Source organism: Streptomyces flavusporus (assembly GCF_046267975.1).
GTDB classification, from domain to species: domain Bacteria; phylum Actinomycetota; class Actinomycetes; order Streptomycetales; family Streptomycetaceae; genus Streptomyces; species Streptomyces flavusporus.
This window is the reverse complement of record NZ_CP176503.1, coordinates 3,053,099-3,073,814: the sequence shown is the minus strand read 5'-3', so window position 1 is coordinate 3,073,814 and position 20,716 is coordinate 3,053,099. Positions and strand designations below refer to the sequence as shown.

The 20,716-nt window shown below is 70.4% G+C and carries 16 protein-coding genes; 12 read left to right on the top strand and 4 right to left on the bottom strand.

What is annotated here, in order from left to right; translation table 11 throughout:
• Positions 1–26: 26 nt before the first annotated feature.
• The 4 genes from ACKTSN_RS14490 (at position 27) to ACKTSN_RS14475 (ending at position 4,576) form a co-directional block, all read left to right on the top strand.
• Complete coding sequence (locus ACKTSN_RS14490) at positions 27–1,559, top strand: hypothetical protein (RefSeq protein WP_409469506.1); 1,533 nt, start codon at positions 27–29, stop codon at positions 1,557–1,559.
• Positions 1,556–2,455: a transposase gene (locus tag ACKTSN_RS14485; RefSeq protein WP_409469505.1), complete on the top strand. Its 900-nt coding sequence runs from the start codon at positions 1,556–1,558 to the stop codon at positions 2,453–2,455. The genes ACKTSN_RS14490 and ACKTSN_RS14485 overlap by 4 nt, the downstream gene beginning before the upstream one ends.
• 165 nt (positions 2,456–2,620) lie before the next feature.
• Complete coding sequence (locus tag ACKTSN_RS14480; RefSeq protein WP_409469504.1) at positions 2,621–3,694, top strand: IS110 family transposase; 1,074 nt, start codon at positions 2,621–2,623, stop codon at positions 3,692–3,694.
• A 15-nt stretch (positions 3,695–3,709) separates the two neighbouring features.
• A complete protein-coding gene (locus ACKTSN_RS14475; RefSeq protein ID WP_409474829.1) occupies positions 3,710–4,576 on the top strand; it encodes a transposase in 867 nt (288 codons plus the stop codon).
• Between the two features lie 157 nt (positions 4,577–4,733).
• Here the strand turns inward: ACKTSN_RS14475 and ACKTSN_RS14470 are convergent, their stop codons facing one another.
• Positions 4,734–5,315 (bottom strand): TetR/AcrR family transcriptional regulator, encoded by a 582-nt coding sequence (locus ACKTSN_RS14470; RefSeq protein ID WP_409469503.1) that lies wholly within the window; start codon positions 5,313–5,315, stop codon positions 4,734–4,736.
• 121 nt (positions 5,316–5,436) lie between these two features.
• Between ACKTSN_RS14470 and ACKTSN_RS14465 the strand changes: the two genes are divergently transcribed.
• Both ACKTSN_RS14465 and ACKTSN_RS14460 read left to right on the top strand, forming a co-directional pair.
• Positions 5,437–6,225 (top strand): SDR family oxidoreductase, encoded by a 789-nt coding sequence (locus ACKTSN_RS14465; protein ID WP_409469502.1) that lies wholly within the window; start codon positions 5,437–5,439, stop codon positions 6,223–6,225.
• A 201-nt stretch (positions 6,226–6,426) separates the two neighbouring features.
• Complete coding sequence (locus ACKTSN_RS14460) at positions 6,427–6,615, top strand: DUF6191 domain-containing protein (RefSeq protein ID WP_129800429.1); 189 nt, start codon at positions 6,427–6,429, stop codon at positions 6,613–6,615.
• A 10-nt stretch (positions 6,616–6,625) separates the two neighbouring features.
• On the opposite strand, the gene ACKTSN_RS14455 is transcribed toward ACKTSN_RS14460, so the two are convergent.
• Together ACKTSN_RS14455 and ACKTSN_RS14450 are read right to left on the bottom strand one after the other, a co-directional pair.
• Complete coding sequence (locus ACKTSN_RS14455) at positions 6,626–7,834, bottom strand: PQQ-dependent sugar dehydrogenase (RefSeq protein WP_409469501.1); 1,209 nt, start codon at positions 7,832–7,834, stop codon at positions 6,626–6,628.
• Positions 7,835–7,906: 72 nt separating this feature from the next.
• Positions 7,907–8,905 carry an aldo/keto reductase gene (locus ACKTSN_RS14450; protein WP_409469500.1) on the bottom strand — a complete coding sequence of 333 codons (999 nt, stop codon included), beginning with the start codon at positions 8,903–8,905 and terminating at the stop codon, positions 7,907–7,909.
• 76 nt (positions 8,906–8,981) lie between these two features.
• Here ACKTSN_RS14450 and ACKTSN_RS14445 point away from each other — a divergent pair, with 76 nt between their 5' ends.
• The 6 genes from ACKTSN_RS14445 to serA all read left to right on the top strand — a co-directional run bounded on the left by ACKTSN_RS14445 (position 8,982) and on the right by serA (position 19,071).
• Positions 8,982–9,932, top strand: a complete 951-nt coding sequence (locus ACKTSN_RS14445) for a 2-hydroxyacid dehydrogenase (protein ID WP_409469499.1) — start codon at positions 8,982–8,984, stop codon at positions 9,930–9,932.
• Positions 9,933–10,360: 428 nt separating this feature from the next.
• Positions 10,361–13,453 carry a putative bifunctional diguanylate cyclase/phosphodiesterase gene (locus ACKTSN_RS14440; protein WP_409469498.1) on the top strand — a complete coding sequence of 1,031 codons (3,093 nt, stop codon included), beginning with the start codon at positions 10,361–10,363 and terminating at the stop codon, positions 13,451–13,453.
• A gap of 237 nt (positions 13,454–13,690) precedes the next feature.
• Entirely contained in the window at positions 13,691–15,547 is a 1,857-nt protein-coding gene (locus tag ACKTSN_RS14435) for an acetolactate synthase large subunit (protein ID WP_409469497.1), read from the top strand.
• Positions 15,548–15,567: 20 nt separating this feature from the next.
• A complete protein-coding gene (gene ilvN / locus ACKTSN_RS14430; protein ID WP_003997672.1) occupies positions 15,568–16,092 on the top strand; it encodes an acetolactate synthase small subunit in 525 nt (174 codons plus the stop codon).
• Between the two features lie 121 nt (positions 16,093–16,213).
• A complete protein-coding gene (gene ilvC / locus ACKTSN_RS14425; RefSeq protein ID WP_409469496.1) occupies positions 16,214–17,212 on the top strand; it encodes a ketol-acid reductoisomerase in 999 nt (332 codons plus the stop codon).
• A 269-nt stretch (positions 17,213–17,481) separates the two neighbouring features.
• Positions 17,482–19,071: a phosphoglycerate dehydrogenase gene (serA, locus tag ACKTSN_RS14420; protein ID WP_409469495.1), complete on the top strand. Its 1,590-nt coding sequence runs from the start codon at positions 17,482–17,484 to the stop codon at positions 19,069–19,071.
• 52 nt (positions 19,072–19,123) lie between these two features.
• On the opposite strand, the gene ACKTSN_RS14415 is transcribed toward serA, so the two are convergent.
• Complete coding sequence (locus ACKTSN_RS14415; RefSeq protein ID WP_409469494.1) at positions 19,124–20,665, bottom strand: MFS transporter; 1,542 nt, start codon at positions 20,663–20,665, stop codon at positions 19,124–19,126.
• Positions 20,666–20,716: the final 51 nt, after the last annotated feature.

The window sequence follows — 20,716 nt, the reverse complement described above, 5'->3', positions numbered from 1 at the left end:
TGCGGGGGTGTGTCTGGTTCAGGGGCATGGAGGGGGTGGTGGGTGTGGGCCGGTTGGTGGCGACGGCGACGTGTACCGCGTTCGGTGGTGTGGTCGAGGGCAGTGGTGAACAGGTGGGTCAGCGGCTGCTGTACCGGCGGGTGTCCTTCCTGGCCTCCTTGTGGCAGGAGTTGACCCGGGGCCTGGTGGCTTCCCGGTGGGACGAAGATTCACTGGATGTGCTGGCCGCCGGTGTCGACGGGCAGGGCAAGGATCTGCCGTCCAAGGGGTGGATGGCGATGCGCCGCCTTGGCTGGGCGGGGAATGCTGCGCCTGCCGAGGGGATGTATGTGTCGGACCGAGTGCGCCGGGCGGCCGAGGAGTACGCGGCGCGTACCCTGCGCCTGGCGGTGCACCGGCGTGCCCTGGTGGCGGCGGTCCTGGCGACCTGGCCCGCCGATCCCCGACGACGCACCGGGGCGGAGTGGGCCGCGTTGCAGGCGCTGCTGCCCACCGGGGTCAGTGGGGTGGAGATCCGTAACCGGACCCGGCAGGTGCGCGCGTATCTGGCCGGGCACGGGAAGCTACCCGCCGGGTTGTGCGAGCTGGAGGAGTCACCCCAGGTCGCGGCGCAGGTCCTGCTTGCCGCGATGGACCGCCAGCAGGTCACCCTTCAGCGCCTTGACGAGACCACGGCCCGGCTGCGGGTGAAGCTCCCGCTGTGCGCGGCCCCGGCCTCGGGGCGGGAGTGGGCCTGGCATGTGATCGACCTGCGTCTGCCGGGCACCGTCGACCCGGACGCGGTGCTGCACATCTCCACCCTGCGCCCCACCCGGGCCGGGCGGATCGCAGTGGACCTGCCGCACTCGCGCCCCGCCCCGGCCACCACGGCGTCCGGGCACCGGGTGGCAGTCGGTTTCGACTGGGGAGTGAACACCCTGCTCACCGGCACGGTCGGCCGTCTGATCGGGCGCGCCGCCACGGCACGGGTGGTCACCGACGGCCGCCCTCTGGTCTTCGACGCCACCGTGGTCAGCGCGAAACTGCACCGGCTGCGCACCCACCGTGAACACCTCGCCGCCAAACGCGACCACTACCGTGCCCTCGCGGACCGGCTGGGCTTCCCACACCGGCCCGGTCCTCCCCGGCCCGCCGGTCACCGACTTCCCGCCGTATGCCCGATGTGCGTACGGTCCCCGCCACCATCCCCACCGGGGTGGTCCAGCGTCCGGCGGGGCATGACACCCAGGCACCAGCACCTCACGGTCCGGTGCCAGGTCATGGAGTACCCGCACCATCCCGGCCGGAGCCTGCTCGGGTCGGCCAGGTGCGGCTCTCACGCGGAACCTGTCGGCGGCGCACCCGCGCCGCCGAGCGGACCGGCTTCCACCACCTGCACGTCACCGAAGTCCACACCCTCACCCCGAGGTTCGGACCCCACGATGATCCTGTTGGTTAATTCCGTGCCGTCCGGTGTGACGGCTCGTTGGCCAGGGCGGCGGCCGTTTTGCCGTTCCGGTCGCGGGTGGGGTGCTGGATGTCGATGCAGTCGCGGCCTTGGCCGCAGGTGCCGGGGTTGACCGCGCAGGTGGCTCGCGCGGTCACAGCACGCGGACCGTATCCGCTGGCGATGCGGGTCCGCGATGAGCTGGGCGAGTTGTTCCCGGACGTCGAGTTCGCTGAGGCGTTCGCAGAACGGGGGCGACCGGGCTGGTCGCCGGGCCAGCTTGCCCTGGTGACGGTGCTGCAGTTCGCGGAGAATCTCACCGACCGCGCGGCGGCGCATCGCGTCCGCTACGGCATGGACTTCAAGTACGCGCTGGGCTTGGAGCTGGACGATCCTGGGTTCGACGCCTCGGTCCTGTCGGAGTTCCGCGCCCGTCTGGTGGAGTACAGCCTGGAGGAGAAGGTGCTCGACCTCCTGCTGACCGCGCTGAGGGACCGGGGCCTGGTGAAGGCCGGTGGCAAGCAGCGCACCGACTCCACTCGGGTCTTGGCCGCAGTCCGGGATCTGAACCGGCTGGAGCTCGCCGGGGAGACGCTGAGGGCCGCGCTGGAGACTCTGGCCTGCGCCGCCCCGGACTGGTTGGCCGATGCACTGCCTGTTCGGGAGTGGGCCGAGCGGTACGGGCCACGGACCGACTCGTGGCATCCGCCCGCCTCGAAGGTCAAGCGCGCGGAGATGGCCCTGGTCTACGGCCGGGACGGATTCCTACTCCTGGAAGCGGTCCACTCCCCGGCCGCGCCCGTGTGGCTGCGCGATCTGCCAGCGTTACGGATCCTGCGCACGGTGTGGATGCAGAACTACCATCGCACCGTCACCGAGGCGGGGACGGAGGTGAAGCGGCGGGAGAGCGAGGACCTCCCGCCCGGCAGGCTCCGCCTCGCCTCTCCCTACGACTGTGAGGATGGTCGGGTGCCGCCTCGGGCGGTGGTCTGGCCCGCCCTACGACTGGCCCTGGTGCCCTGGTTGTGATCTGCCGACCACCGTTCGAGGCGGTGCGTGCTGCCGCCGGACCGGTGGGCGTGTCCCGATAGGGGCCTTCGCGACAGGCACCGTCACAGTCCTGACCGCCACACCAGCCCGGCGTCGGCCACCGGTGTTCCCCAAGCGCTCAGGAGACAGGCGACCGTGCCCAGCATGACCCAACCCACCCGCCCCCGTCACCACACGGCCGAAACGCCCGAGGACGTCGTACTCGGAGTGGACACCCACAAGGACAGCCACGTAGCCGCGGTGACCACCCTTACAGGGGCCATGCTGGACACCCGCAGCTTCCCGACCACCCAGGAGGGCTACCGGCAGCTCCTGTCCTGGGCACGCTCCTTCGGGCGGCTCCAGCGGGCCGGCGTCGAGTGCACCGGCTCCTACGGCGCGGCGCTGACGCGCTACCTGCACCGCGAGGGCATCACGGTCATCGAGGTCAACCAGCCGGACAAGGCCACCCGGCGCCGACGTGGCAAGACCGACGCGATCGACGCGGCCGCTGCCGCCCACGCGGTGCTGTCCGGCCGAGCCACCGCCACCGCCAAGACCAGCGACGGTCCAGTGGAGACAATCCGGATGTTCAAGATGGCCAAGGGCTCCGCCATCAAGTCGCGCTCACAGGCAATCAACCAGCTCAAGGCCATCCTGGTCTCCGCAGACCCTGCCCTGCGCGAGTCGCTGACCGGCCTGAGCAACCCCAAGCTCATCCGCAGATGCTCCGAGCTGGAAGCCGCGGACGGGACCGGCCCGGCAGCGGCGGCCCGCCACACTCTCCGGCTGCTGGCCCGACGGATCCGGCACCTCACCGAGGAGATCCACGACCTCACCGCCCGGATCACCACCGCCATCGGTGCCTGCGCACCGAGGCTTCTGGACCGCTACGGCGTCGGCCCGGACACCGCTGCCGCGTTGCTGATAGCGGCCGGAGACAACCCGGGCCGGATGGGCAGCGAGGCGTCCTTCGCCGCACTCTGTGGCGTCAGCCCGGTGGAGGCATCGTCAGGCAAGACCCAACGCCGCAGGCTCAACCGCGGCGGTGACCGCCAGGCCAACTCCGCGCTCTACACCATCGTCCTGGCCCGCCTGCGCTGGGACACCCGCAGCCGCGACTACGTGGAGCGGCGCACCAGCGAGGGCAAGACACGCCGAGAAGCCATCCGCTGCCTGAAACGCTACGTCGCACGAGAGATCTACCAGACGATCACCCGCCCAGGCGGACCGCGGTGACACCAGCATCAGCCGATTGACATCCATAGGGGCATCACCGACGCACGCTACGGCCTCAAGCAAGGCTCCTGGTGGACGGGGTACAAGGTCCACATCAGCGAGACCTGCGACGATCCGGCTCCGGACCCGGTCGACGGCGAACCCGCGCCCCGGATCATCACCAACATCACCAACATCGCCACCACCGACGCCACGGTCACCGACGCGGAAATGACCGAACCGATCCACCAGATGCTGGCCGCCCGTGACCTGCTGCCCGCCGAGCACTACCTCGACTCCGGTTACCCGTCGGCCGAACTCATCGTCGCGGTGAAGCGCAACTTCGGCGTCGCCCTGGTCACCCCGGTGCTGCTGAACAGCTCGCCCCAGGCCCGCGCCGGTACCGGATTCGATCGGACGGCCTTCACCATCGACTGGGACAAGCGCCAGGCCGTCTGTCCGCGCGGGAGCACCAGCACCTGGTGGAGCCCTGCCAGCCAGCGCGGGACGCCGGCAATCGTCGTCAAGTTCGACAAGCAGACCTGCCAGGCATGCCCCGTCCGCGACCAGTGCACCCGCTCCAAGACCGGAGGCCGGTCGCTCTCCCTCCAGCCCCGCGAACAGCAAGAAGCCCTCGACCAGGCCCGCGCCGAACAGACCAGTGAGCAGTGGCGCACCAAGTACGGCACCCGCGCCGGCATCGAGGGAACCATCCACCAGGCCGTGGCGGTCACCGGCATGCGACGCGCCCGCTACCGCGGCCTGCCCAAGACACACCTCGAACATGCCTTCTCCGCGGTCGCGCTGAACCTGGTTCGTCTCGACGCCTGGTGGAGCGGTCACCCGCTCGACCGCACCCGGATCGGCCACCTCGCCCGCCTCGACCTCTCCCTCGTCGCATAACCCGAAGAGGTGCAGCTCTCTCGAAGGGATTGGTTGATCCGGGAGGTTGCAGGTCGGACTGCGGCGGGCCCGGCCGATCGCGTCAGCGTGATCGAGGGCGCTCGCTGGCATCAAGGCCGGATGGGCCGACGCCCCCGACCGGCCCTCGCGGCAAGGTCTACACCGGTGCCCCGACTCCGTGCAGCAGGGTGTCCACCACACGTGCGGCCAGCTGGTCGACGGCGCCGATATCGACGACCTCCCGCCCTTCTTCGGCCGCCTCGTGGATCAGGGCGTAGTAGACCCGGCGGGCCCACTCCAGGTCGGTGTCCGCAGACAGCAGGCCGGCCTCCTGCGCGCGGCGGAAGAGCTGATCGCACTGGGCCAGGACGTCGGCGTGCACTCGCGCCGCCTCGGGGTCGGACGGAGCGGTCCGGCTCATCGCGAAGCTCCAGCCGATCTTCACCTGAAGGACGTTGGCGGTCACCTGGTGCAGGGCAACCAGCGGCGGGGAGGTGAGCGGGCGGGCGGCCTCCACGGCCTGGTGGAACCGCTCGGTCGCCCAGGTCGCCAGCGCCTCGACCAATGCCTCGCGGGTGGCGAAGCGCCGGTGCACGGTGGTGCGGGCCACCCCGGCCGCCGCTGCGATCTGCTCCATGGTCGCCGCCGGGTCGGCGGCCAGCACGCGTTCGGCCGCCTCCAGGATCGTCCGCACCGTCCGCTCCGCATCGGCGCGCAGCGCGCGCCCCCTCGTCTCCATGGACCAGACAGTACATCGAGGACGCCGATCATGGATTACTTGCATCATTGATGTTGCATCTACTAGCTTTACGGCGTCTCTGAAGTCGCGACTGGTTTATTGCCACGACAGGAGTGCATCCATGGATCTGCAGCTGACGAACACCACCGCCGTGGTCACCGGCGCGAGCCGCGGCATCGGACTGGCCACCGTCCAAGCGCTCACCGCCGAAGGCGTTCGCGTGGTAGCCGCCGCCCGCACCATCACCCCGGAGCTGAAGGAGACCGGCGCCCTGGCCATACCGATGGACCTGCTGACCCCCGACGCCCCCGCCCAGCTGATCGACCGTGCCACCACCGAGCTCGGCGACCTCGACCTGCTCGTCAACAACGTCGGCGGCGGCGACGGCGGAGAGGGCCAAACTGGCGGCTTCCTCTCCTTCACCGACCAGCAGTGGCAGCAGTCCCTCGACCTGAACTTCCTGGCCGCCGTGCGGACCAGCCGGGCGGCGCTGCCCAGCTTGCTGCGCCGCCGCGGGGCGCTGGTCAACATCTCCTCCAACGGCGCCCGGATGCCGCATGCCGGGCCCGTCACCTACACCACCGCGAAGGCCGCGCTGACCGCCTTCGGCAAGGCACTGGCGGAGGAGTTCGGACCGCAGGGCGTGCGCATCAACACCATCTCGCCGGGCCCGGTGCGTACCGCGATGTGGGAGAGCCCGGACGGCTACGGCGCGGAGCTGGCCCGCTCCATGGGGGTCACCCAGGAGCAGCTGCTGGCTCAGATCCCAGCCGCGATGGGCATGACCACCGGCCGCCTGCTGGAACCGTCCGAGGTAGCTACGGCCGTCGCCTACCTCGCCTCACCGCTGGCGGCCAGCATGTCCGGCACAGACCTGCTGATCGACGGTGGATCCGTCAAGACCGCCTGACACGACGTTTAGGACGCAGCCCGGCCCGCGGCTTCCCAGCTCAAGCAGGTCCCTTCAGGAGGGCTACACCCACCTGAATTGGCCAGCGGGATCCACGATGGCGACAAACGGCCACGCCGCGCCCGAAAAGCCTGAGTTACTCAGGCGCACACAGGGTCCCAGAGACGCTTACGCTGTAGAGCAACCAGCCGAGGGGGGCCCGTGTTCAACGTCTTCGAGGAACTGTTCGCGCCCGGCCGCAAACACACCCGCGACGAGCAGAACCGTCTGGAGCTGACCCGGGAGGACGTGGGCGACGGGGATCCAGGACGCGGCCCGATCGACCTGTCGTCCGGGAAGGTCGTCGTACGCCCGCCCGAGCCGTCCGAGCAGGAGCCGGCGGAGGACTGAGGCGCCGTACTCAGCTCACCTCCAGTTCCAGGATCCGGTCGTCCCCGCCCTCAGGGGACCCCCGTCCGTCCGTCTCGCTGGTCACCAGCCAGAGCTTGTTGCCGCCCGCCGAGACCACCGTGCGCAGCCGGCCGTACTCGCCCTCCAGGAAGGCCTGCGGGTCGGCCGACGCCTCCGTGCCGTTCAAGGGGATGCGCCACAGACGCTGGCCGCGCAGGCCGGCCATCCATAGGGAACCCTCGGCATACGCGATGCCGCTGGGGGAGGCCTCGTCCGTGGCCCACTGGGCTATCGGGTTGTGGAACCCGGCCTCGTCGGAGGTGCCCTCGACCTCCGGCCAGCCGTAGTTGTCGCCTGGCTTGATCGCGTTCAGCTCGTCCCAGGTGTCCTGGCCGAACTCCGCGGCGAACAGCCGCTGCTTGTCGTCCCAGGCGATGCCCTGCACATTGCGGTGGCCGTACGAGTACACCGGGGAGTCCGGGAACGGGTTGCCCGGTGCCGGTTCGCCCTCCGGGGTCATGCGCAGGATCTTGCCGCCCAGGGATTCCCGGTCCTGGGACAGGCCCTCCTCGCCGCTCTCGCCCGTACCCGCGTACAGCATCTTGTCCGGGCCGAAGGCGATCCGGCCGCCGTTGTGGATGAAGCCCTTGGGGATGCCCCGGAATATCGTGTCCGGTGCGCCCAGCTGTTCGCCGGAGGGCTTCTGCTCGTCGTACAGCATGCGGACGATGCGGTTGTCCGAGGCCGAGGTGAAGTACGCGTAGACCATGTGGTCCGAGGCGTAGTCGGGGGAGAGGGCGAGGCCCATCAGGCCGCCCTCGCCGGCCGGTGACACCCCCGGTACCTCGCCCAGCTCCGTCTTCCGGCCCGTCTCGGTGTCGACCCGCGTGATCGTGCCCCCGTCGCGGGAAGAGACGAGGAGGTCGTCGTCGGGGAGGGCAGCAAGCCCCCAGGGACTGTCCAGGTCCTCGGTCACCGTGCGCACGACCTCGACCGAGCCCTTGGCGGGCGGGGTCTCCTCGGCAGCCTGCCCCGAGGGCGGCGACTGCGCGGCCGTACTGCTCGGTGTGGTGTCTCCTCCGCCGCCGGGGGAACCCCCTCCCTCGTCGTCGGAGGAGCAGCCGGCCGTCAGCAGGAGTGCGGCCGCGGCCAGTACGGCCGTCACAGCTCGACGTTGCACGATCATGGTCCCTTCGACGCGGCGGGTTCTACTTGTCATACACCGCTCGCGCCCCACAGGTTCCCGATCATCCGATCCCGAACCAACGAATCAGGAACCCGCAGGTCAGGATCATTCCCACGATCCCTGCGCCCTCGGCAGCCCCGACACCTCCGTCAGGTCCCGGGCCGACAGGCACAGCCGGGCCGCGTCCGCGTTCTCCGTCACCCAGCGCTCCTGCTTGGTCCCCGGCACCGCAACCACGTGCCGGCCCTGCGCCAGCACCCACGCCAGCGCCACCTGGGCCGGCGTGACGTGCTTGCCGTGCCGGGCCGCCACCCGGCGCAGCCCGGCCACGATCGGCTGGTTCGCCGCCATCATTTCGGCGGTGAAGCGGGGGTGGCGGGCGCGCATGTCGTCGGGCTCGAAGCCCTCGCCGGGCGTCAGTGTGCCGGTCAGGAAGCCGTTGCCGAGCGGCATCGCGGCCAGGAAGCCGATGCCGCGCGCCGCGCACCACGGCAGCAGCGTGTCCAGCGCCTCCGGCGACCACACCGACAGCTCCGCCTCCACCGCGCTCACGGGGAAGACCTGCTGCACCCGCTGCAACTGCCGGATCGTCGCGTCGTGCAGCAGCGTCCCCGACCGCCGCCCGCCGCGCGCCCCCACCGCGCACAACCCCAACGCCCTTACCTTTCCGGCCTGGACGAGTTCCGCCATCGCGCCCCAGGTCTCCTCCACGGGAACCTCGGGGTCGGCGCGGTGCAGCTGGTAGAGGTCGATGACGTCCGTCTGCAGGCGCCTCAGGGACGCGTCGCAGGCCCGCTTCACATACCCCGGGCGGCCGTTGGCCACGATGTGCTGCTCGCCCACCAGCAGGCCGACCTTGGTCGACACGAAGGCATCGGACCGCCGCTCTTTCAACACCCGGCCCAGCAACAGCTCGTTGGTGAACGGGCCGTACATGTCGGCCGTGTCCAGCAGCGTCAAGCCCAGATCGAGCGCCCGGTGCACGGCCCTGAGCGACTCGTCGCCCCGTTGCCGTGACGTGCTGTACGCCCAGCTCATCGGCATGCACCCGAGTCCGACGGCCCCCACCGCGAGTGCCGCCGCGCCGATCGTCCTGCGCTCCACCTGCCCGTAACCCTCCCTCTCCTGCCACCCCAACCTAACCTCTGCACTCCCGTGCCCCTCACATAGCCTCGTGAGCATGACTGCTGACGTGTGGCTGCCCATCCCGCCGGAGGAGATCGAGGGGCTTCCGGAAGGGCCGAACTACCGCTTCTGGGACGGCGGAAAGACCTTCCCCGCGGATCCCGGCGACTGTGCCCTCTATGTCGTCCCCTACATGAAGCCCAGCGAGGTCGGCGTGCGGCCGCTGCCGGGGATGACGTCCGTCGAGGTCGTGCAGACGCTCTCCGCCGGTATCGATCATGTCGAGCCGGGGCTGAAGCACCTGCGCCCGGGGGTGCGGTTGTGCAACGCGCGCGGGGTGCACGAGGCGAGCACCGCGGAGCTCACGCTCACGCTGATCCTGGCCTCGTTGCGCGGGATCCCGGACTTCGTGCGGGCGCAGGACCGGGGGGAGTGGCTCGGCGGGTTCCGGCCGGCGCTCGCCGACAAGAACGTACTCATCGTCGGATACGGGTCGATCGGCGCGGCGATCGAGGACCGGCTCGCGCCGTTCGAGCTTGCGCGGGTGGCGCGCGTCGCGCGCTCCGAGCGCACCACGGCGCGCGGTCCCGTGCATCCGCTCACCCAACTGCCCGCCCTGCTCCCCGAAGCGGACGTCGTCATCCTGTCCACGCCGCTGACGGAGGCCACCCGAGGCCTGGTCGACGCCGAGTTCCTGGCCCGTATGAAGGACGGTGCCCTCCTCGTCAATGTCGCCCGCGGCCCCGTCGTCGACACCAAGGCGCTGCTCGCGGAACTGGACAGCGGCCGCATCACCGCAGCCCTCGACGTCACGGATCCCGAACCGCTGCCGCCCGGTCACCCCCTGTGGCGTGCGCCCGGCGTGCTGATCAGTCCGCATGTCGGCGGGCCCACCTCCGCGTTCCAGCCGCGCGCCAAGCGGCTGCTGGTGGACCAGTTGAGCCGCTACGTGAACCAGGAGCCGCTGCGCAACGTGATCCTTACGACGGGCACGAGCGGAACCTGACCGACCGCCTCGGACCCGCCGCAACAGACGCGACATCCGGTTCGGGTACCCTCCGCAACCTTCCGGAAGCGGTCCGTACCCGCATCCCTGCTGGTGGTCACTGAGCGTAGAGAAGCCCTGTCATTGAGTGACGAGACTGGTGTATCGTCCGGACAGGGGCTGCGCCGCAGACCGTTCGGCGCCGGGGATGGACATTGCAGACTGTGAGGGGGGCGACGGGCGATGCACGGCCTATGGGCGAACGATCCGACGCGGCGGGGCCGCCGACGGCGACCCTGGCGCACGGCCGCGGGCGGACGCGGCCATGGCGCCGGTCACGGCGCACACCACAGCCAATACCACCCCAGGCGCAGCAGCCGCAGGAAGCCGGCACTCCCGCCGCACCGGGACCCGCGGGCGCCGGGAGCGGAGCGGACCGGGAGCGCCCGGTGAACGCGCCCTCGCCGCCCACGACGGTCCTCGACCAGGCGCTGCGGCGACAGCCCGCTCAGGGGACGCTGCTGCCCCGGTCCCCTGCCTCGGGCGCCGGGTCGAGCATGCTCCCCCAACTCCTGTTGGCCCTGGTGTGCGCGGCCTACGCCGTCGGTTCCGCGGTCGGCTGGGGCTCGCACCAGCTCGCCCTGATCATGGGGGACTTCGGGCTGAGTGCCGCCGCGGGCGCGGCCGCCGTGTCGTGCTTCCTCTACGCCCACAGCCGCCGGGTCCGGTTCCGCTCCGCCTGGCTGCTGTTCGCCCTCTCCTCGACGATGGCGGCCCTCGGCAACCTGGTCTGGGGGTGGTACGAGGTCGTCCTGGGACGGCCCGTGCCCAGTCCCAGCTACGCCGACCTGTTCTTCCTGTGCTTCGCGCCGCCCGCGATCGTGGGCCTGCTGGTCCTCGCCAAACGGCCGGTGACGAAGGCGGGCTGGGTCTGCCTCGCCCTGGACGCCTGGCTGATCGGCGGTTGCCTGGTCACCTTGTCGTGGAGCCTCGCGCTCGCCCAGGCGGCCAAGGGCGGCGGACCCGGCGTGGCGCACACCGCGCTGTCGCTCGCGTACCCGCTGCTCGACATCGCCCTGGTCAGCATGGTGCTCGCGCTGCACTTCCGGCGCTCCGGAGCCAACCGCTCCGCGGTGAACACCGCGATCGGCGCCCTCGCCCTGACCGTGATGTGCGACGCCCTGTTCGCCTCGCCGCTGCTCCACGACAGCTACCGCTCGGGGCAACTGCTGGACGCGGGCTGGTTCGCCGGCTCGCTGCTGCTGGCGTACGCACCCTGGGTCGCGCCCCGGCCCGGCCGGCCCGGTGACGAGCCGCACGCGCGCGTGGTGCACGAGCACCTGCCCGGACAGCGCGGTTCCACCCACCCGCACCCGCCCGTGCAGCAGGGCGAGCGCGACCGGTATCCGGCCACTCGGCCCCTCACCTGCTCCCTGGCAGCCCTCACCCCGTACCTCGCCGCCGCCGTGTGCACGCTGGGAATCCTCTACAACGTGCTCAACGGCCGCAGCGTCGACCGCGTGGTGCTGATCACCGGCGGCACGGTCGTGCTCGCCCTGGTGGTGCGCCAGGGGATCATGCTGCTCGACAACATCACCCTCACCCAGGAACTGGTGCAGAAGGAGAACCACTTCCGCTCCCTGGTGCAGGGCTCCAGCGACGTCATCATGATCGCCGCGCCCAACGGCGTCCTGCGGTACGTCTCCCCGGCCGCCGCCGGGGTCTACGGACGGCCCGCGGAGGAGCTGGTGGGCAGCGAACTGGCCGAACTCATCCACCCGGAGGACCTGGGCTGCGTGGTGCACGAGGTGCGCCGCTTCCTCGCCGCCAGCCCTCTCGATGAACCCACTACGCGCATCGAGTGCCGCTTCCGGTCCGGTGGCGGCAGCTGGCTGAACGTCGAGTCGACCGTCAACCGCCACCAGGGCGGCCTGATTTTCAACAGCCGGGACGTGACCGAAAGAGTGCGCCTCCAGGCGCAGTTGCAGCACAACGCCGAGCACGACCCGCTGACCGACCTGCCCAACCGCGCCCTGTTCACCCAGCGCGTCCAGCAGGCCTTGTCCGGCCGTCGCAGCACAGACCGCGGTGCCGCCCTGCGGGGCACGGCCGTGCTCTTCATCGACCTCGACGGATTCAAGGCCGTCAACGACACGATCGGGCACCAGGCCGGGGACGAACTGCTCGTCCAGGCCGCACGCAGACTCCAGGAGGCCGTCCGGCAGGGCGACACCGCCTCCCGGCTGGGCGGCGACGAGTTCGCGGCCCTGATCGTCGGCGACGGCGCCCGTGACCGTACAGCCCGCGAACGGCACATCCTGGAGCTCGCCGACCGCCTCAGGGTGACGCTGTCGCAGCCGTACCTCATCGACGGCAACGATGTCCGGGTCGCCGCTTCCATCGGCGTCGCCTTCGCCGAGCCGGGCCTCGGCGCGGGCGAGCTGCTGCGCAACGCCGACCTCGCGATGTACCGCGCCAAGTCGGCCGGCAAGGGCCGCGTCGAGCTGTACAAGCCGCAGATGCAGCAGGACGTCGTACGCAAGGCGGAACTGGCCACACGGCTGCGGGCCGCGCTGCATGACGGCGAGTTCACGCTGCTGCATCAGCCCGTGGTCTGTCTGGAGGACGGCCGGATCACCTCGGTCACCGCCCAGGCGCGCTGGCGGTCGTCCCAAGGGGTGCTGTTCACACCCGCGGAGTTCCTGCGCGTGGCCCCGCACGCCCCGCACGCCCCGCACGCCCCGCACGCCCCGCACGCCGAGGACGCCGGGGACAGCGAGAAGACGGCCGAGCTGGGCCGCTGGATGCTTCAGGAGGCGGTCGAGCGGGCCGCCGAACGCGGCGCGAGCGGCCACGCCGTGCCCGTGGCCGTCCGGATGGCCGCGCGCCGACTGCTGGACCGGTCGATGCCCCTCGGCTCCGTCGAGGCACTGCTGACCCGGCACGGGCTGCCGTCCGGGGCGCTGATCATCGAGCTGTCGGACATCGACCCCAGGGTGTCCCTGGACGACCTGGAGCGGCGTCTGGGCGCCCTGCGGCGAGTCGGCGTCCGGATCGCGCTGGACGGCTTCGGCAGCGGCTGCCCGGCCATCACGGCGCTCAGACGGCTCCCGATCGACGTCCTGCGGCTCGACCGCGGCCTCGTCGAGAGCGTCGTCGAGTCCGCGCGGCTGCACAAGATCACCAGTGGGCTGCTTCGCATCGCGGGCGATCTCGGGCTGCAGTCCGTGGCCGAGGGCGTGGATCTGCCGGAGCAGGTCGTCGCCCTGCGCGCGATGGGGTGTACGCACGGGCAGGGCATGGCCTTCTCGGGCCCACTGGACGAGTACCGGCTGCGCAGAGCGCTGACGTCCGGCCGCTACCCGGTGCCGCACGGCCCGGCCGAGCCCGCCTTCGCAGGCGGCGCGGGCGTGTACACCGGAGGAGTGACCGCCGGCGGGGTGACCGCTGCCGGAGGCGTGACCACCGGCGGAGTGAGCACCGTCTTCTCCGGCGGAACGACCCTTCGCTCACATAATGAGACTCCCGTCCCACCCACTTGACAGTGGGTGTGCGCCGGGGGGAGGGTCAGTGCCATGCGCACCCGAATTCTCGTACTTGGACAGCGCGTCGGCTGAGCTGGGACCACCGGAGGACGATTCCGGACTCCCCAGCGACCACACCGGCGCGCTCCCCTCGCTTGCCTTACGGCACGAGGGGTTTTTTGTTGCACAGGCACCTGCCGAACAGCAGTCGTACACCGCACAAACCTCGCAAAAACCCTCAGCATCGAGAAGAGAATGCCGATGACCGAGCAGGCCACCGGGGCCCCTCACCCGCAGCCGCGGCCCCGATCCGGAGGACAGCAGTCCGCCCCCGAGCACGTCACGGGCGCGCAGTCCCTCATCCGCTCTCTCGAGGAGGTCGGCGCCGACACGGTATTCGGCATTCCCGGGGGCACCATCCTGCCGGCGTACGACCCCCTGATGGACTCAACGCGGGTGCGCCACGTCCTGGTCCGTCACGAGCAGGGCGCCGGCCACGCGGCCACCGGTTACGCGCAGGCCACCGGCAAGGTCGGGGTGTGCATGGCGACGTCCGGGCCGGGCGCCACCAACCTGGTCACCCCGATCGCCGACGCGCACATGGACTCCGTGCCGCTGGTCGCGATCACCGGGCAGGTCGTGTCCAAGGCGATCGGTACGGACGCCTTCCAGGAGGCGGACATCGTCGGCATCACCATGCCGATCACCAAGCACAGCTTCCTGGTCACCAAGGCGGAGGACATCCCCCGGGCGATTGCGCAGGCGTTCCACATCGCCGCCACCGGCCGCCCGGGACCGGTCCTGGTCGACATCCCCAAGGACGTCCTCCAGGCGCAGACCACCTTCTCCTGGCCCCCCACCATGGACCTGCCCGGCTACCGGCCCGTCACCAAGCCGCACGCCAAGCAGATCCGCGAGGCCGCCAAGCTGATCACCTCCGCCAGGCGGCCCGTCCTCTACGTCGGCGGCGGCGTCCTCAAGGCCGGCGCCACCGCCGAGCTGAAGGTCCTCGCGGAACTCACCGGAGCGCCCGTCACCACCACCCTGATGGCGCTCGGCGCATTCCCCGACAGCCACCCGCTGCACGTGGGAATGCCGGGCATGCACGGTTCGGTCACCGCCGTCACCGCGCTGCAGAAGGCCGACCTGATCGTCGCCCTCGGAGCCCGCTTCGACGACCGCGTCACCGGCAAGCTGGACAGCTTCGCCCCGTACGCCAAGATCGTCCACGCCGACATCGACCCGGCCGAGATCGGCAAGAACCGCGCCGCCGACGTGCCGATCGTCGGTGACGCCCGCGAGGTCATCGCCGACCTGATCCAGGCGGTGCAGAAGGAGCACAGCGAGGGTCACCGGGGCGACTACGAGGCCTGGTGGAAGGACCTGAACCGCTGGCGCGAGACCTACCCGCTCGGCTACGACCAGCCCGAGGACGGCTCCCTGTCCCCGCAGCAGGTCATCGAGCGCATCGGCCGGCTCGCGCCCGAGGGGACGATCTTCGCCGCGGGCGTCGGCCAGCACCAGATGTGGGCCGCGCACTTCATCCAGTACGAGAAGCCCGCGACCTGGCTCAACTCCGGCGGCGCCGGGACGATGGGCTACGCGGTCCCGGCCGCCATGGGCGCCAAGGCCGGCGCGCCGGAGCAGACCGTCTGGGCGATCGACGGCGACGGCTGCTTCCAGATGACCAATCAGGAGCTCACCACCTGCGCCCTGAACAACATCCCGATCAAGGTCGCCATCATCAACAACGGCGCCCTCGGGATGGTCCGCCAGTGGCAGACCCTCTTCTACAACCAGCGCTACTCCAACACCGTCCTGCACTCCGGCCCCGAGGCGGACGGAAAGCAGCCCAGCGCCGGCACCCGCGTCCCCGACTTCGTCAAGCTGTCGGAGGCCATGGGCTGCTACGCCATCCGCTGCGAGGACCCGGCCGACCTCGACAAGGTCATCGAGGAGGCGAACTCGATCAACGACCGCCCGGTCGTCATCGACTTCATCGTCCACGAGGACGCCATGGTGTGGCCGATGGTCGCCGCCGGCACCTCCAACGACGAGATCATGGCCGCCCGGGACGTCCGCCCCGACTTCGGCGACAACGAAGACGACTGAGCCGAGAGAGACCAAGACCCATGTCCAAGCACACGCTCTCCGTCCTGGTGGAGAACACGCCGGGCATCCTGGCCCGGATCGCCGCCCTGTTCTCCCGCCGTGGCTTCAACATCGACTCACTCGCGGTCGGCGTCACCGAGCACCCCGACATCTCCCGCATCACCATCGTGGTGAACGTCGAGGACCTGCCGCTGGAGCAGGTGACGAAGCAGCTCAACAAGCTCGTCAACGTGCTGAAGATCGTCGAGCTGGAGCCGGGTTCGGCCGTTCAGCGGGAACTCGTTCTGGTGAAGGTGCGCGCCGACAACGAGACACGTTCCCAGATCGTCGAGATCGTGCAGTTGTTCCGCGCCAAGACCGTCGACGTCTCTCCGGAGGCCGTCACCATCGAGGCCACCGGTTCCAGCGACAAGCTGGAGGCCATGCTGAAGATGCTGGAGCCGTTCGGCATCAAGGAGCTGGTCCAGTCCGGCACGATCGCGATCGGACGCGGAGCACGTTCGATCACTGACCGGTCGCTTCGCGCGCTCGACCGGTCGGCATAAGAACGGGATCGGGCGGCCGGACGACGACCCGGCCGCCCGTATGCCGAGACCCCCGAACTTCCCTTACCCCCGCCGTCATACGGTGGGACGCAACATCTGCACCCCAAGGAGAGAACCCAAAGTGGCCGAGCTGTTCTACGACGCCGACGCCGACCTGTCCATCATCCAGGGCCGCAAGGTCGCGGTCATCGGTTACGGCAGCCAGGGCCACGCCCACGCCCTGTCGCTGCGTGACTCGGGTGTCGACGTGCGTGTCGGTCTGCACGAGGGCTCCAAGTCCAAGGCCAAGGCCGAGGAGCAGGGCCTGCGCGTGGTGACGCCGGCGGAGGCCGCCGCCGAGGCCGACGTCATCATGATCCTGGTGCCGGACCCGATCCAGGCCCAGGTCTACGAGGAGTCCATCGCCCCGAACCTGAAGGACGGCGACGCGCTGTTCTTCGGTCACGGCTTCAACATCCGCTTCGGTTTCATCAAGCCCCCGGCCGGTGTGGACGTGTGCATGGTCGCCCCGAAGGGGCCGGGCCACCTGGTGCGCCGTCAGTACGAGGAGGGCCGCGGCGTTCCGTGCATCGCGGCCGTCGAGCAGGACGCCACCGGTAACGCCTTCGCACTGGCCCTGTCGTACGCCAAGGGCATCGGCGGCACCCGCGCGGGCGTCATCAAGACGACGTTCACCGAGGAGACCGAGACCGACCTCTTCGGTGAGCAGGCCGTGCTCTGCGGTGGCACCTCCGCGCTGGTGAAGGCCGGCTTCGAGACCCTCGTCGAGGCGGGCTACCAGCCGGAGATCGCCTACTTCGAGTGCCTCCACGAGCTGAAGCTGATCGTCGACCTGATGTACGAGGGCGGTCTGGAGAAGATGCGCTGGTCGGTCTCCGAGACCGCCGAGTGGGGCGACTACGTCACCGGTCCGCGGATCATCACCGACGCCACCAAGGCCGAGATGAAGAAGGTCCTGGCGGAGATCCAGGACGGCACGTTCGCGCAGGCCTGGATGGACGAGTACCACGGCGGCCTGAAGAAGTACAACGAGTACAAGCAGCAGGACTCCGAGCACCTGCTGGAGACCACCGGCAAGGAGCTGCGCAAGCTCATGAGCTGGGTCAACGAGGAGGCGTAAGCCTCGGATCGAAGGGGCCGGAGCGGATTGCTCCGGCCCCTTCGGCGAACCCCGGGTAACGTCGTGTACGAAGACGTTGTCCATCCCGTCCAGCCACGGACGGGTGATCCGTCCGGAGAGGCGCAGGACGACCTCCGCCACGGCACTACACTGCCGTACTACATACGCGTCAGGCCCACAGCGTCGTGCGTCTTCCACGCGGCTAGCCCCTCCTCCGCCTGCGGCCGTCGGGACGGCCGTCCGCACGCATTGGACTTGTGAGGACTCACGTGAGCTCGAAACCCGTCGTACTCATCGCTGAAGAGCTGTCGCCCGCGACCGTCGACGCGCTCGGTCCCGACTTCGAGATCCGGCACTGCAACGGCGCGGACCGCGCCGAGCTGCTGCCGGCCATCGCCGAGGTCGACGCGATCCTGATCCGCTCGGCCACCAAGGTGGACGCCGAGGCGATCGCCGCCGCGAACAAGCTCAAGGTCGTCGCACGAGCCGGCGTCGGCCTCGACAACGTGGACGTCTCCGCCGCCACCAAGGCCGGCGTGATGGTCGTCAACGCCCCCACCTCGAACATCGTGACCGCCGCCGAGCTGGCCTGCGGTCTCATCCTCGCCAGCGCCCGCAACATCCCGCAGGCCAACGCCGCGCTGAAGAACGGCGAGTGGAAGCGCAGCAAGTACACCGGCGTCGAGCTGGCCGAGAAGACCCTCGGTGTCGTCGGCCTCGGCCGCATCGGCGCGCTCGTCGCGCAGCGCATGTCGGCGTTCGGCATGAAGGTCGTCGCCTACGACCCCTACGTACAGCCCGCGCGGGCCGCGCAGATGGGCGTCAAGGTGCTGTCGCTGGACGAGCTGCTCGAGGTCTCCGACTTCATCACCGTCCATCTGCCGAAGACCCCCGAGACGCTGGGCCTGATCGGCGCGGAGGCACTGCGCAAGGTCAAGCCGAGCGTCCGGATCGTCAACGCGGCGCGCGGCGGGATCGTCGACGAGGAGGCGCTGTACTCCGCCCTCAAGGAGGGCCGGGTCGCCGGCGCCGGTCTCGACGTGTACGCCAAGGAGCCGTGCACGGACTCGCCGCTGTTCGAGTTCGACCAGGTCGTGGCCACCCCGCACCTGGGTGCGTCCACCGACGAGGCGCAGGAGAAGGCCGGTATCGCGGTCGCCAGGTCGGTGCGCCTCGCGCTCGCCGGTGAGCTGGTCCCGGACGCGGTCAACGTCCAGGGCGGTGTCATCGCCGAGGACGTCAAGCCGGGCCTGCCGCTTGCCGAGCGCCTCGGCCGGATCTTCACCGCGCTCGCCGGTGAGGTCGCCGTCCGCCTGGACGTCGAGGTGTACGGCGAGATCACCCAGCACGATGTGAAGGTGCTGGAGCTGTCCGCGCTCAAGGGCGTCTTCGAGGACGTCGTCGACGAGACCGTCTCGTACGTCAACGCCCCGCTGTTCGCCCAGGAGCGCGGCGTCGAGGTGCGGCTGACCACCAGCTCGGAGTCGCCGGACCACCGCAACGTCGTCACCGTGCGCGGCACGCTCGGCGACGGCGAGGAGGTGTCGGTGTCCGGCACGCTCGCCGGGCCGAAGCACCTGCAGAAGATCGTCGCGGTCGGCGACTACGACGTCGACCTCGCGCTCGCCGACCACATGGTCGTCCTGAGGTACGAGGACCGTCCCGGCGTGGTCGGCACGGTCGGCCGCATCCTCGGCGAGGCGGGCATCAACATCGCCGGTATGCAGGTGTCCCGGGCCGTCGCCGGCGGCGAGGCGCTGGCCGTCCTGACGGTGGACGACACGGTGCCGTCCGGCGTGCTGGGCGAAGTGGCCGCGGAGATCGGGGCGACGTCGGCTCGGTCGGTCAACCTGGCCTGAGTCGCCATCGTCCGGGGGCTGCCGCCCCGGACCCCGTGAACGGACCTCGTCCTCAAACGCCGGACGGGCTGAGTTGGTCAGCCTGTCCGGCGTTTCGCGTGTCCGGAACCCGCCGCAGCACGACCGCCCCCAGTGCCGCCGCCCCCACCAGCAGCGTCGCCCCCGCGACCGCCGCCGCGTGCATGCCGTTGGTGAATGCTTCCCGGGCCGCCGTCGCCAGGGCGTCACCCGTGCGCCCCGGCAGCTGTTCGGCCACGGCGAGCGCGCCGCCCAGCGTCTCCCGGGCCGGATCAGGAGCCGAGGCCGGGATGTCGTGGCGGTAGACGGCCGTGCCGATGGAGCCCAGGAACGCCATGCTCAGCGCGCCGCCGAACTCCGTGCCGGTCTCCATGAGGGACGAGGCCGCACCTGCCTTCTCCGCCGGGGCGGCGCCCATGGCCAGGTCGGTCACCTGGGCCATGACGGCGACGACACCGCAGGCCAGGACGCCGCACGCGGCCAGCAGCAGCCAGAGGGAGTCCGTGCCGGTCAGGGCCAGCAGCACGTAGCCGCAGGCGGTGACGGCGAAGCCTCCGGACACCACATACGCGCGGGGCACGCCGCGCTGCACGAGCTGTGCGCTGACCGGGGCCGCGAGGCCGATGGGCACCGACGGCAGCAGGCTCCACAGCGCTGCCTCGAGGGGACTCTTGTCCAGGACCGACTGGATGTACTGGGTGGTGAAGTAGGCCGACCCCATCATGCCGAACGCGGCGACGAGGCTGAGGGCGACGGCGGGGCTGAAGCCGCGGCTGCGGAACAGCTCCGGAGAGATCAACGGAGACGGCGTCGTGCGCTGGCGGTGGACGAACAGCGCGGCGAAGAGCAGGCCGACCGTCACCGACATCGTGTAGCGCACGTTCCAGCCCTCCGACGCGATCTCCTTCAGGCCGTAGATCACGGGGAGCACCGCCGCCATCGACAGTGGGACGCTGAGCCGGTCGAACCGGCCGGGCCGGGGGTTCCTCGACTCCGGCAGCAGCACCGGGCCGAGGATCAGGAGCAGCAGCATCGCGGGCAGGTTGACCAGGAAGACCGAGCCCCACCAGAAGTGCTCGACGAGTACGCCGCTCATCACCGAGCCGAGTGCGATACCGGCCGTCATCACGCCCGACCACAGGCCGATCGCCTGCGCGCGCTGGGCGGGATCGGTGAACATCGTGCGGACCAGCGCCATCGTCGACGGCATCAGGGTCGCGCCGCCGATACCGAGGACCGCGCGGGCAGCGATCAGGGTCTCGGCGCTGCCGGCATACGCCGCCACCAGTGAGGCGGCGCCGAACGCGGTCGCGCCGATCAGCAGGAGCCGGCGGCGGCCGATGCGGTCGCCCAGCGAACCCATCGTCATCAGCAGGCCGGCCAGCACGAAGCCGTAGATGTCGAAGATCCACAGCTGCTGGGTGCCGGTGGGCTCCAGGTCCGCGCTGATCGCGGGGATCGCGAAGTAGAGGACGGAGACGTCCATCGAGACCAGCAGGAGCGGAAGCATCAGCACGCCCAGGGCCGTCCATTCACGGCGGCCGGCGCGCGCCGGAGGGTTCGGGTTCGTCGTCATGGCCTTGACTGTACGGGCGTATTAAACGCTTGTCTATGACGCTTGTTTAAG